We start from the raw sequence: 12,346 nt of genomic DNA, 5'->3' as shown, positions 1-12,346 counted from the left end.
GATGGTTGCAAGGCTTGGCGATTGCCCCCAGATGGTACGGAGCGGGCGATTTTCTAGGTACCAGCTATGTCGTCGGTCAGGTTCGCTTTTTTTGGCGAGCGTCACTATCGATCCGAAAGTCGGGGCGACGTGGTGCTCAGCGGACGTCGCGTCGCTCGATCTGCGATCCAACCCATCAGCGCTTCCATCGGTCCTCGCGGGAATAAGCGCAGCCAAAGCACCGCGAAAGCGCTTACAACCACGATGAAGCCAAACAACGCGGACAGCGAGTGAGCTCTTCCAAGCATAAATATTCCCAGAATGTGCAGAAGATAGGCCGTCAGAGGCATCGAACCGACCGCGATTATTGGCGAGACCAGCTTTCGCACGAACGGGAGCGCATCCATAGCAAGCGAGCAAGCCGCCACGATGATCATTGCGCAACCGGCGCTGCCAAAAATCCAAAACGTCGTCTCGCTATGAGGCGAGGCAATCCATAGCCAACTCGCTGTGAGCTCGTCCACATCCAGCATCCACCAGTGGTGAGGACTCACGTCAAGTTCTTGCAAATTTGCCAGCTCTGCGCTTACGCCAGGCATCAAATGCAGCGCAAGCCAGGATCCTCCGAAGCCCAACACGGCCAGCGCGACGCCGGCTACACCAAGGCGCAAATGCATTGCGCGCGTGCGAAGGTCAAAGCGCGCAATGGCCATGCCGGCGATCAGCAAAGGAACCCAGGTCAAGGCGGGATAAGTGCCGCTGACCAGGAGGGTGAACACCTCGGGGTCTGAGCTCCCGGAGCCAAGCATTTTGAGAAGGAGGAAACGCACCTGCGGGAGAACCAATGCTGTCACCGCCGCGAGCAACCCGAGCCGCTGTGCGCTGAGCCGATATAGCGGCAGGACCAACAGGAAGCAGACGCCGTAGTATGCCAGAATGACCGCGACAGGCGCGTTGACATAGGTGAGGATTTCGCCAAGGGCGAGCAGGATAAGGGCGCGGATTGCAACCTTGGCAATGGCCTGTCTACCGGCTAGCGTCGATTTCCGCGGGTTGCGGCCGGTAATCAGGATGAGCGAAAACCCGGTTATTACGGCAAACAGGACGGACGAGCGCCCAAAGGCGAAGTCCATCACACTCCCGACCACTCCTTCGCCGTTTAGGGGACCCACATGGACGGCATACATGCCGAAGACTGCCAAACCGCGAGCAAGGTCGATGCCGACCAGCCGAGCTGCAGCCCACCCGTCTCGTGACCCGCTCCCGAAGATGCGGTGCGGTATTGCCATAGTGGAATTCCTTCGTTGGTTGCGTCCATCGCGGGACGATAGGAGGGCCGTCGGCTGCTGCCGGGGTCTCGCCCCAGGGCGCAAAGCTCGTGCCAAATCCGACAGATCGAGCTATAGCCTGCGGCAATCAAAGACTTAGGCCCCCGAGACTGTGGCGCGGACCTGACAATTCCGACACCTGTGTCGCGGAGCCGACGTGTTGGACGGATGGCCGGCCCGGGGGCTCACTGAACAGGCTGCGAGAGGCGCAGCGACAGCGGATTATCCGACCAGCATGCCGCGCGGGCCCAGTGATCGCGGCCAGCTTCAGCCCGGTGGTAAACCGGCAGCGCAAAGCCCCCCTGCCAGATCACCTTCTAGATCCGCCCAAACAGAATGAAGGCCCAAACGATCGGGTTTCAGGGCCTCCTGGGCCCCGCAGAGCGGCGGACGGAAGCGCTTGCGCCTCGGAAAGACCGGTGGCAAGCTCACCCGGCGGGAATTGAGGCCGACGGCTCACCGGGGCGATCCACCTGAGTCGGAATGGACTGCGGCGAGATGGAAGCGTCTTGCTTGGCAAGGCACGATCGCTCAGGTGGCCTGGCAGGGGCATGACCGCCCGAAGAGGCCGGACTTATGCGGCATCTTCCGCGCCGTGCAAGAGCTCAGCATTAAAAACCAGCGCAGCAGAACACCAGCTGCAGCAGCCACTCTCATCTTCTGCTCTTTACCCCGTTGAGGTTTTCTCGCCGAGGCCGACAAGCCGCCTCTTGAGACGGCTCGACAAAGTTTCGGTGTCGCCGAAGACCATCTCCACATCCTCGCGCGAGACGACATCCCCGCCATCCCGTGCCAGGCTCCGTTGAGCCAGACGGCGGACCATTTCCTTGATATAGGCCGCGCTGCTGTTTTCCGACCGTGCGACGACATCCGCAAGCGCTCCGTCTTGGAAGACGAGCGCACGACCATACAGCGTGATCAGCCGCTCGCGGCAGCCGGCGTCGGGAAGCGGGATCTCAATTGCTTCGTCCACCCGGCCTGGGCGCGAGGCGAGCGCGTCCTCAATGTCGTCCGGCCGATTCGTCGTAAGGAGGAAGAGGATATCTGCATTTGAGCCAAGACCATCCATTTCGTTCAACAGACGGTTGAGCAGTCGTTCAGCGTTCGGGCTAGATACGTTTTCTCGCGACCGACCCACCAAGTCGACGTCCTCCAGTACGACGATGCTCGGCTGAAGCGTGCGGGCCAACGCTATGTAGAACCCAATCGCCGCTGTCTGCTCAGCCGTAACCAGAATAGTAGTGCGTCCGGGCAGGTTGGCAGAAACATAACGGATGACGTGCGTCTTGCCTGTACCAGGGGGACCATGAAGCAGAATACCCTTTTGCGCGTGCTGGCCGAGGCGCTTCAACCCCTCTCGGTGTCGATCATGGTCGAAGATGTTGGCATCAAGACGCGCCATAGTTGCTTCCGAAAGCACCACGTCGTCCCGGGGTACGGCAGGCAGGCGATGAACCCGCATCGCTCCCCGCATCCCCCAGTTGCGTGCATCGTATTCAAAAGAGAGAACCTTGCTGCGGTAGTATTGCGAGCTTTCGCCTGCCGCCTGGATTTTGCTAAGAAATCCGCGCGAGAAGGCAGATGCATGCTCGCCAGGCAGATAAGCGATTTCCACTTGAACCGTTCGGCCGCCCCAGCGGTCAAAAAACTGCGACAGGAGGATCGCTACAGGCTCTTCGCTGATAAGGAATAGCCACAGGCCATTGTGCAGTGCCGCGTAGGGCACGTCTTCGCCGATATCCATGTCCTGATATTGCAAGGGTGTCACCGCAATGACGGTTCCACCCTCGCGAATGACCATGTCGGACAGCTTCATGGCATCGGACTGGTGCCGCTGGTGGACGCCGATGAGCCTGGGAGACAAGGGCGCAATCTGCTCTTCAATGACAGTTTGAACGTCCGGCAGCAAATGGGCAGCAAATTTTCGGCGCGAGCTGGCGAGACCTGTCAAATCATCGGTTTTGAAATGGCGAATTAGTGCTTGCCAGACATAGCAATCGATATCGGTCACAGCAGAATCCTTTGCGAGTTGAGGTGAGCGGAAGCTCTGCATCGAGCGCCGTTAGAGCCGGCTAGGCTCTCCTCGCATTCGCGCCCGTCCCACCGACAAGATCATTGAAGCAAATTGCGTGCCCGTGGCACTCCGTTGCGTTCTGCCGGTTCGCGCTAATCAGCGGCACTTGTTCCTGACGTTTGGGTCGGCCTTGCGACAATTCTGGTCCAGTTTCCGACACAAGAAGGTTTCGATGGACGCCTCCGGCGTTGGAAAGCAAACCGCGCAATGACCGTGACCGAGCCGAATTCGATCTTCATCGACGCTGGACCATGGCAATTCCGAAGAAAGGCCGCCATGAACTGCTGCCACAGGCCTGCGTTCGCGTCAGTCATGCCTCTGCGAACACGGCTACGCGCACACCGTGCCCCTTCGCTGCGGTGATGCCCGCGGCCGCGCCGTGCGCATGTGCTTGCGGTCTATGGTGCATCGTTTGCCAGCCTGCGGAAGCTCAAGCGCTACACACCTGACCTCGAAACTTTGGTGCAGAAGCAGCTTCGTTGCAAATGGCATGCCTCTTGCTGCTCGTGCTCGGAACCCATTGAACACGATGAAAGCCGATACCGAACCATGGCTGGCACGCCAAGCTCTAAACGATCGACAAAGACGGCGGCGGTTGTCCTCGCTAAGCATTGGGCATCGCCCGGTTTGGAGATCCGAGCATCTGGAGCCGAGCCGTTCCCCATACATCCGACGGGGGAAAGAGTGGGAAGCCGCGTAGGCATCGTCTCGCACCTCGGCAGCACCCCAGCGCGGCAATCCGCCAGCCTCAGTAAAATCCAGTGCGCCAGTTTCTTCAAAAGGAGCAAGTTGATGACCGGTCAGAAGAAGGTCCCCTTCGTCACGTTTCTCACGCGTGTTCGCGATGATTCGGTCCAGGGGCCAAATCCATATCGTTGGGAAGAAAAAACATCCGACGACTACTTTGCCGGCAAGCGTGTGATCCTGTTCTCGCTCCCTGGCGCTTTCACCCCGACATGCTCGACCTACCAGCTGCCCAATTTCGAAGATCTCTACGAGGATTTCAAGAAACAAGGGGTCGACGCGGTCTACTGCCTCTCGGTCAACGATGCCTTTGTCATGAATGCATGGGGAAAGTCCCTGGGGCTGCAGAAGGTCGAGCTGATCCCGGATGGGTCTGGCGAGTTCACGCGCAAAATGGGCATGCTGGTTGCCAAGGACAATCTGGGCTTCGGAATGCGCTCCTGGCGCTACGCGGCTCTGCTCAACAATGGCGTGGTGGAGCAGTGGTTCGAGGAGGAAGGTTTCTCCGATAACTGCGAGACCGACCCCTATGGCGTCTCATCCCCGCAGAACGTCCTTCAATCGTTGAAGGACGCGGCGTGACCTGGTGCAGATCGACCATGCGCAACTGCTTTTTGGGCGACGCTATGGGACGCAAAGGGCGAGGCTCTGAAGCCCGCGGCCCGTGAGGTCGTTCAAACGGTGACGCGGCTTTGCAGCGTCGACCTGTGAGGGATCCAATTAGCCACGGCCAAGAGCTTCTTTGACAGAAACACCGAACCGATTATGAAATCGTCCTTCAGCCTTCTTCAGAAACAGTCTCTTGCAGCATCGCCTCAGCTCATCGAGTCGATTCGTCTGCTGCAACTGACGCATGCCGAACTGCATCAGTTCGTGGACCAGGAGCTCGAGAAAAATCCGCTGCTGGAGCATGCGCCAAAAGACGAAGGGCTGTCCGGCGAGGCTGAAGGACCGACTTGGGCAGGATCGCCGGACCTGCCCAGGCAAGGGAAGTCCCAGCCGAGCGCGACAAACGCCACGCCGGGCGAACGGCCTGCCTACGAGGAGTTTGTCGCCCTAGCCGAAACGTTGCACGACCATGTCGCTCGTCAGATCTCCCTCACCGCCTTCACACCGCATGAGCGGCTGATAGCTCATCAGCTCGCCGGTCATCTGGATGACACTGGCTATCTTCGGGTAAGTCCTTCCGACCTGGCTGAGACCCTAAACGTCGGGCTGGCTCAAGTGGAACGGGTGCTGGGCGTCTTGCAGCGCCTCGATCCTCCGGGGATCTTCGCGCGATCGCTCAGCGAATGTCTCGAGATACAGTTGCGCGAGAAAAACCGCTTCGACCCGGCGATGGCGGTTTTGGTTGCCAACCTTGAGCTGCTTGCGCGACGCGATTTTCAGGCATTGAAGCAGCGCTGCGGCGTCGATGAAGAAGATCTTCTCGACATGCTGCAGGAAATCCGCGCGCTTGACCCCAAGCCTGGAAACACATTCCAGTCTGGAACGCCGGAGTGCGTCATACCGGACGTATGGGTGCTGCGCTCGCCCGGAGGCGGATGGCAGATCGAACTCGATCCGAACACGCTGCCCAAGGTGCTGATCAACCAAAGCTATGTCGCGGAGGTTTCCTGCCGAGCCGCCAAAAAATCGAAGGACATGACATTTCTCAATGAATGCTTGCAAAACGCGAACTGGTTGATCCGCAGCCTCGATCAGCGCGCCAAGACGATCCTTAAGGTCGCCACGGAAATCGTGCGCCAGCAGGATGCTTTTCTGGAATATGGCGTCGCCCACCTGCGGCCGCTCAATCTCAGGACGGTCGCTGAGGCGATCAACATGCACGAGTCGACTGTCAGCCGGGTCACGTCGAACAAGTACATGGTTACCCCACGCGGTGTGTTCGAGCTCAAATATTTCTTCACTGTCGCGATCGCCTCCTGCGAAGGCGGTGACGCGCACTCCGCTGAAGCTGTTCGCCATCGGATCAGAGCGATGGTCGCCGAAGAATCGCTTGATAACATGCTCTCTGACGACGACATCGCTGACCGGCTCAAGGAATGCGGCATAGATCTCGCTCGCCGCACGGTTGCCAAATATCGCGAGGCGATGAACATCCCCTCCTCTATACAGCGGCGCCGGGAAAAGCGCTTGTGGCGCGACGGCGATCAAGGCCTCAAGGCCTCGTGATCAAGAGTGGCCCCTAGATCAAACGTAATGCGTTCTCCGCGTTCGTGCTCCTCCGGGCCGAAGCAACTGTCGAAATCGCGGCATTCCCGGCAATTGGGCGCTGGACATAGCGAGAACCCTTCGGCCTCACAGAGTTTGCGGTAAAAGTACTTCTTCCATTTCATGTTTCGTGTGTTGCCGGCCGCGAGCATCGGAAAATGCGTGGCAAGCAGGCGGTTGAGCTCGGCCCGATTGAGAAGACCAAGATCCTGCCACAGATGGTCATCGTGCATGGCACGCCGGGCAACGATCTTGGCGAAGCGCGCGCTCGCCGGCTCGCTCGGCCGGGCATGCGCCAGCAGCAGGTCGCGCAGAAGTTCTTCCTCCATGCCCGGCTCAGGATCGCTGACATCTTCCAAGGATAAGGCTGCCAGTGCGGTTGCGGACAAACCCCGGGGCAGGACCTGGCGCAGCTCGGCGAGGGACAGGCCTGTCGACTCCGTCGCAGTCGCTTCGCCAGCCTCGACCTCTTTGAGCGCACACGAGAGAACGCAGGCAAGAACATGCTCGTCGAACCCCCTCTCCGGCTCGATGGCGGGGCATTGGCCGGCGCCGATACATGCGTCTTTATGGGCGGACATGGTCCCGTTCTCCTGGTTTGTTTTCGCGATGCAGCGGCCAGCCTTGACCAACACTGGGTCCGACTACGGGAACGCGCCGGCGCGTGCTCGACTCCAGTACAGCGGCCGCGGGTCGACCGCATGACCAAGCCTCGAGCTGGCCTTCGAAGTCACCGCGCTAGACCATGACCCATAGCGTTGTTGATGGGGGATGATCCGGTCTCCCCAGCTCGGTCTGGCAGCATTGTCCCTGGTCGAAATTTCCCAACCGGGTCTGTAACACGATCTGACCCGGGTTCAGGATGATGAGCGGTTCTGCCAAGCTCCAGCAAGCGACGCAGACCGGCCTTCTTGGTACGCTGGTGGTGGAGAGCAGAGCACGGTCGCGGCGTGGCGCGGTTCCCTGCCGGCCCATCTTTCCCTTGGAGTTGTCGAGGTGGCGTTGGAAGTTTCACAGTCCGTAGTCATACTGATGCGGTTGCGTGGTAGTGAAGGCATCGTCATGAGAAGCAATGCGACGCTTGCCCAGTGCATAGACCGGATCGTCCGGATAGGGTGCTCCAATCGGCTGTCGCGTGCCGAAGCGTTCTGCCTCCAGGACCAAGGTTGGGATCTGCTCCTCCAGCCAGTCATAGACAACGGTCCGTTCGGCAATTCGCCACTCCCCTTCCCGCTTTTGAAACAGATCGCAGTAGCGCCCGCACAAAAAGATCTGACGCACTTCTCCGTCTTTGTCCGGTCCGCGTTGCAGCGCGGTGAAATAGCTCTCGACCGTGGCCTCCGCCGCGTTGATGAATTCGATCAGGATGTTCGTGATCTGATGGATGTTGCGCGGTCCGGTCTTGAAGACATCGAGCGCATACCGAATGAAGCCCTCGGCCGAGCCGCGATACGCCCCGTGGCTGTCATGCGCGTCGGGCCAGTACGCGCTGCGCAGCACCGCCTCATCGGCGCGGTCTGTCCCGCGGCAATACCGAAAGAGGCAGTCGCGGATCGCCTCGCGGTCGAGCAGTTCGATGATTCTTGCTTGGCCCGACGGGTCTGTCGCAGATTCGGCGGTTCTGACCTGTTCCGGGACCTCTGTCTTCGGTTTGAGAGTGGCCTTCGAAACGATTCGCGCAGCGGGGGGATCGTCGATTTCCAGCGCAAGTTCGGGGCAGGATCGCACCCCATCCGACGCAAGCATTTGCTCCCCGTTCGCAACCTCTATGTCACCGGGCAGGATGTAACCTGCCTCGTCCAGCTTGAAGACTGCCGGGGCTCGCGCCCAGCATTGCGCATGACCCTGACATCTGGCTTGGTGAACGATGATGCGCAAGGCGACCTCCAACGTCTGTGCCCCCGGGCTTCAGGCCGGGCTAGGTTTAGCCCCACTCCAGGATCAGATTTTCAATCCCGAACAGTTGGCCGCCATGGGTGATGGGTGCTGTTCCCTCCTTGATCCGAAAGGGCGGCAGGCGCGCCAGCCATTCCTCCAGGCCAATGACAATTTCGCGGCGGGCAAGATGTGAGCCAAGGCAACGGTGGGGACCATAGCCAAAGGCGGCGTGGCGGATGCCTTCTCGCGTCAGATCGACGGTGTTGGGGTCTTCGAATTCCGCCGGGTCACGATTTGCAATCATTGTGGCGCAGGAAACAAAGTCCCCCTTGCGGATCGGCGCGCCTTCGAAGTCGATATCTCTTCGTGCCACGCGGATCAGATGGACGGTCGGAAAGGCGCGCAGCAGTTCTTCGGCTGCGCGCACGATCCGGTCCGGTTCTTTTCGGAGCAATTCCTGATCTTCCAGGTTTCGCGCGAGATAGGCCAAGTCAAAGCCTATGGCTGTAGCGACCGTGTCGAGCCCGGCCACCAAAACCAGCACGCCAATGCCACGGACCTCCTGGTCTGTCAGCCCGCGGCCCTCGACCTGCGCCTGCACAATGAAGCTCATGAAATCGTCAACGGGCTTTTTGCGGCGCATCGCCGCCAGCTCGTCTATGAACGCTACAATCGTCCGAGCCGCCGCCGGCCTTCTCACATCATCGCCGTGGAGCAGATCTCTCGCCCAGGCAACAAACGTCTCAAGACGGTGCTCCGGCAGTCCGATGAAGCGAAGGAAGATGCTGACCGCGAAAGGAAAGGCGAAATCCTTCATGACATCGCAGCTTGTGCCCGACGAGGCGATCCTCGTGATAAGCGCTATCGCTCGCTCGCGGATGGCGGGCTCCAGTTCCGTTACACGCTTCGGCGAAAAGAGCGGATTGAGCAATGAGCGAAAGACTGCATGGGAAGGGGGATCGAGTTCGAGCGGGATCGTCGGCCAGTCTTCGCCCAATGCGGATGCGAAGACGTTGCGATGACTGGAAAAGTTTTCGGTCTCCTGCAGCACCCGGCGCTGATCTGCGGCGCGAGTGATGACCCAAGCACCCTCCCCGGTACGCGTGTTCCAGGGCGAATAAAAGATTCGCGGTCCGGCATGCACGCAAGCGATTGCTGCGTGCGGGTCGCCGTTGGGCGCCGGAGCCATGCCTGGCGACGAAAAGAGGCTGAAGTCGCCTACCATTTCCGGCGGGACATGATCTGGAACCGGTTGGGTCGCCATTTGGTTCTCCTGAGTTCAGGCGTTTACGCTCGGTTGAGATCGCAAGGCTGTTCGCCACCGCTGGGCACAATGCACCGCCGACATGCCTCCGATGACAAAATCGAGCAAGTTGCGTGCCGAGCAAGCGCACCATCGGCACCCCGCTCATTCTGCGTTGCGGCGGTCCGTATGGGGCTGCCATTTGGCGGGCATCAGACATTCTTGTCCGGTCCAGACACGACAGGATGGCGCATGCAGATCGAACGGGGAGCCTAGTGGACCGAGGCCGAGTATCGATCGAGGTTACCTGCCACTCCGGACGCAGCTCGGCGGCAGAAAAGCCGCTCGCCGCGCGCCCTCCACAAGCGCCGTAGCGAGCGAGCGGCTTTGCGTCGTCGTCGACACTTTCTCGATAACTCGGATTGCTGAGACCAATCCGAGGGAGGCTCGAGGACCGACCTGAAACGCACATTGCTGGCTGAGGTCAAATCAATAGGGCAGCCCGTCAGGCTCGCGACGCTATTTCCCAGCTACAGCGGTCAGCCGCGCGGCTAGAAAAGCAAGCCGTTCTGATTTTTATCACCCCGTTGCTAACGCCGCAGACGCGGGACATCTGCACCGAAGCCGGCATTAATTTTCTGGATTTCGAGGGAAATTGCGCCTAGCTTTTGACGGGATCTTTGTCAAACGCATGGTGTGCCAACAAGCCCATATTTGGTGAATGCCGTCTACAGAATTTCATTGTGAGGCCGGCTTTCAGCATTTGCTGAAAATACGTACAGCAGTGAAATACTAGGCGGAGGGGCGCAGTTTGGAAGAGGAACCAACTACCCGCCGGAGCCGATGATCTCCATCGCGAACTCGTCAGGCACGAGTTCCGCGTGAAATGCGCCCGCAAGCTCCGATATCCAGTCTCTGACAAAAACAGTTTACCCAATTCAACGGCATTGGCGCTGAAATTCATCCACCAGCTGTAACGCGCACCGATTCCGAACATGCCCTCCATATCGATGCGAACGCGCATCTAACCGGGGGGGAATGCGAACGACCCAGACGCTCATAGCAAGTACCATGTGTAACACCCCGTGTGTGGCACTCGGGCCGGCCCAAGCCCCAATTTTCCTTGGCCAGAGGCGGAAGAAGACCTATGTCGGGCCGCGCATCAGCATCGGGACGCTAGCTTTTCGAGCTCAGCATCAGACGCCGAGGCCCCCTGCTGCTGATGGAAAATTCGAGGATGCCTTTGTGGAGGCCGTGCTCTGGAAATTTGATTCAGCCGCCAATCGACTTCACCTGGACCAATTCCTGCCGCCGCTGCCGTAGATGGCGGGCACCCGAAAAATTGACTGACACACACCCGCCGGCGGCCAGCGGACGCGTTGTGCCTGCATTGAGCAGCTTTACCGCGGGGTTCGGGTTGGGGCTCACCGCAACGGCAGCGATGGCGGCCATTCTCGCCAAACGCGGATACGCTCGTGGGAATGGAGCCTGTGCCTGGAGGCGATCCGCGGCGGCCCCCAAATCGCAGCTGTGCCCTGGTTTGCGTTCGCGGCACAGCGATGGTCGGAAAAGTTCAAAGTAGCGGCCCGCACACCGCGCGAGAACGGAAATCAAGACGCATCGGTGTTGCCTCAGGCAGCGGTCGAACGGGGAATGCGCGGGAGGTTCTCGGCCAGTAACCGCCAGTCGTCGCGCTCGGGTGCGCCTTCCTCGCGCATCCCGAAGAACTGGATGATCATCTTGCCGTCAGCGCCATAGGCTTCAAGTGACGTGAGGTGGCCATCCCGGGTCGGCTTGCGCACGACCCAAACCTCGCGGATGTGGTGGGTCCTGAGATGCAGGCGGAAGGTCTTGTCGAGCACATTGATCCAGGGTCCGATCTGCTTGATCGTCTTGATTGGGCCGGAATGGATCTGGATGCAGCCACGATTGCCGACGAAGCACAGGATGGGCATCTCGTCTTCGGCCGCACGATGGAACATAGAGCCCAGCGCAGCATGGTCGAGCAGCCAGGCGTAGTCCTCGCCGACCATGCGCACCGCCTGGCGGCGGCTGAGGTTGAGCGCCTTCAGCATGCCGTAGAATTGGTGCACGTCGGTCAGCTGACTCCAGTGCTCGCGTAGGTCATCGACCGTAGCGGCTTGGTCCGGACTCTTTGCGTCGTTTTCGGCCGACCTCGTTTCAACCGAGAGGATCTGCTCCTGGTTGGAGGATTGGAGCTCGTCTACCAGTTTTCGATAGGCATGGAGATTTGAGGACGGTCTCAGATATACCTTGTGCACTGCCTCGCCTGCCGCGTCGAAGAACAGCAGCCCGCGGCGGATGTCCTCGGCTTCGCGTGTCTCCACGGCAAAGGCATGCGTCCACACCTTGGGGAAGATGCGCAAATCAATGTCATTGCCGAGCACCATGGCGCGATGGTTGCCAGTGAACACCTTGTCGTAGACGCCTATCTTCTCATGCATGGCACTGTCATTGCGGGTCAGCGCCATCACCTCGCCGACGGCCTCGAGACCGGTAAGCACATCATTGACGCGCGGCTCGATGCGCAGCGCGCCAAAACCGCAATGTGCCGCGTAGAGCTCCGCTTCCGAAATGCCCAGTTTGGCGGCGAGATCGCGGCCGCGGATGGTGGGACAGTCTTCGCGTGCACGCCGGATTGCCTCCGGCGAAAGTTCCCCGCGCTGGTGCATGTTTTAACCCCTGCGTTGCGCATATTGTCGGTGTTGGGAGCCTTAGCCCTCGCCACGAGGAGTCTCAAAAGGCGTACCAATTCCTGGAATCATCCCGGAAACCTCGCTTGCATGCAGTTCGACGAGGAACTCGGGTCCATGCAGGTGTGGCGAAACCGACAAATCCGACAATACGCGTCGATGCTCGACGTAT

General features: G+C 59.8%; 8 protein-coding genes and 1 pseudogene. 2 read left to right on the top strand and 7 right to left on the bottom strand.

Annotated features, from left to right (window positions below; all coding sequences use genetic code 11):
* Window positions 1-104: 104 nt before the first annotated feature.
* Together AC0L26_RS28795 and AC0L26_RS28790 are read right to left on the bottom strand one after the other, a co-directional pair.
* Entirely contained in the window at window positions 105-1,268 is a 1,164-nt protein-coding gene (locus AC0L26_RS28795) for a DUF418 domain-containing protein (protein ID WP_473635611.1), read from the bottom strand.
* A gap of 706 nt (window positions 1,269-1,974) precedes the next feature.
* Window positions 1,975-3,318, bottom strand: a complete 1,344-nt coding sequence (locus AC0L26_RS28790; protein WP_473635610.1) for an AAA family ATPase — start codon at window positions 3,316-3,318, stop codon at window positions 1,975-1,977.
* Window positions 3,319-4,173: 855 nt separating this feature from the next.
* Between AC0L26_RS28790 and AC0L26_RS28785 the strand changes: the two genes are divergently transcribed.
* Both AC0L26_RS28785 and rpoN read left to right on the top strand, forming a co-directional pair.
* Entirely contained in the window at window positions 4,174-4,707 is a 534-nt protein-coding gene (locus AC0L26_RS28785; RefSeq protein WP_473457759.1) for a redoxin family protein, read from the top strand.
* A 183-nt stretch (window positions 4,708-4,890) separates the two neighbouring features.
* Window positions 4,891-6,300 (top strand): RNA polymerase factor sigma-54, encoded by a 1,410-nt coding sequence (gene rpoN, locus AC0L26_RS28780; RefSeq protein WP_473635609.1) that lies wholly within the window; start codon window positions 4,891-4,893, stop codon window positions 6,298-6,300.
* On the opposite strand, the gene AC0L26_RS28775 is transcribed toward rpoN, so the two are convergent.
* The 5 genes and pseudogenes from AC0L26_RS28775 to AC0L26_RS28755 form a co-directional block, all read right to left on the bottom strand.
* Complete coding sequence (locus tag AC0L26_RS28775) at window positions 6,279-6,920, bottom strand: nitrogen fixation protein NifQ (protein ID WP_473635608.1); 642 nt, start codon at window positions 6,918-6,920, stop codon at window positions 6,279-6,281. The two genes, rpoN and AC0L26_RS28775, sit on opposite strands and share 22 nt — an antisense overlap.
* Before the next feature lie 430 nt (window positions 6,921-7,350).
* Window positions 7,351-7,920 carry a nuclear transport factor 2 family protein gene (locus AC0L26_RS28770; RefSeq protein WP_473635632.1) on the bottom strand — a complete coding sequence of 190 codons (570 nt, stop codon included), beginning with the start codon at window positions 7,918-7,920 and terminating at the stop codon, window positions 7,351-7,353.
* 126 nt (window positions 7,921-8,046) lie between these two features.
* Window positions 8,047-8,217: pseudogene (locus tag AC0L26_RS28765) on the bottom strand (ferredoxin); the annotation flags it as partial.
* Window positions 8,218-8,263: 46 nt separating this feature from the next.
* Window positions 8,264-9,481 carry a cytochrome P450 gene (locus AC0L26_RS28760; protein WP_473635607.1) on the bottom strand — a complete coding sequence of 406 codons (1,218 nt, stop codon included), beginning with the start codon at window positions 9,479-9,481 and terminating at the stop codon, window positions 8,264-8,266.
* A gap of 1,610 nt (window positions 9,482-11,091) precedes the next feature.
* Window positions 11,092-12,153 carry a hemin-degrading factor gene (locus AC0L26_RS28755; RefSeq protein WP_473635606.1) on the bottom strand — a complete coding sequence of 354 codons (1,062 nt, stop codon included), beginning with the start codon at window positions 12,151-12,153 and terminating at the stop codon, window positions 11,092-11,094.
* Window positions 12,154-12,346: the final 193 nt, after the last annotated feature.

Source organism: Mesorhizobium sp. WSM4823 (genome assembly GCF_055811195.1).
The sequence above is the reverse complement of the archived record's forward strand: the minus strand, read 5'-3'. Positions and strand labels throughout refer to the sequence as shown.

Excerpts from the sequence above, each read along its gene's own strand:
- AC0L26_RS28755 (WP_473635606.1), bottom strand. The coding sequence starts at position 12,153 with ATGCACCAGCGCGGGGAACTTTCGCCGGAGGCAATCCGGCGTGCACGC.
- AC0L26_RS28785 (WP_473457759.1), top strand. The coding sequence starts at position 4,174 with ATGACCGGTCAGAAGAAGGTCCCCTTCGTCACGTTTCTCACGCGTGTT.
- AC0L26_RS28795 (WP_473635611.1), bottom strand. The coding sequence starts at position 1,268 with ATGGCAATACCGCACCGCATCTTCGGGAGCGGGTCACGAGACGGGTGG.
- AC0L26_RS28775 (WP_473635608.1), bottom strand. The coding sequence starts at position 6,920 with ATGTCCGCCCATAAAGACGCATGTATCGGCGCCGGCCAATGCCCCGCC.
- AC0L26_RS28760 (WP_473635607.1), bottom strand. The coding sequence starts at position 9,481 with ATGGCGACCCAACCGGTTCCAGATCATGTCCCGCCGGAAATGGTAGGC.
- rpoN (WP_473635609.1), top strand. The coding sequence starts at position 4,891 with ATGAAATCGTCCTTCAGCCTTCTTCAGAAACAGTCTCTTGCAGCATCG.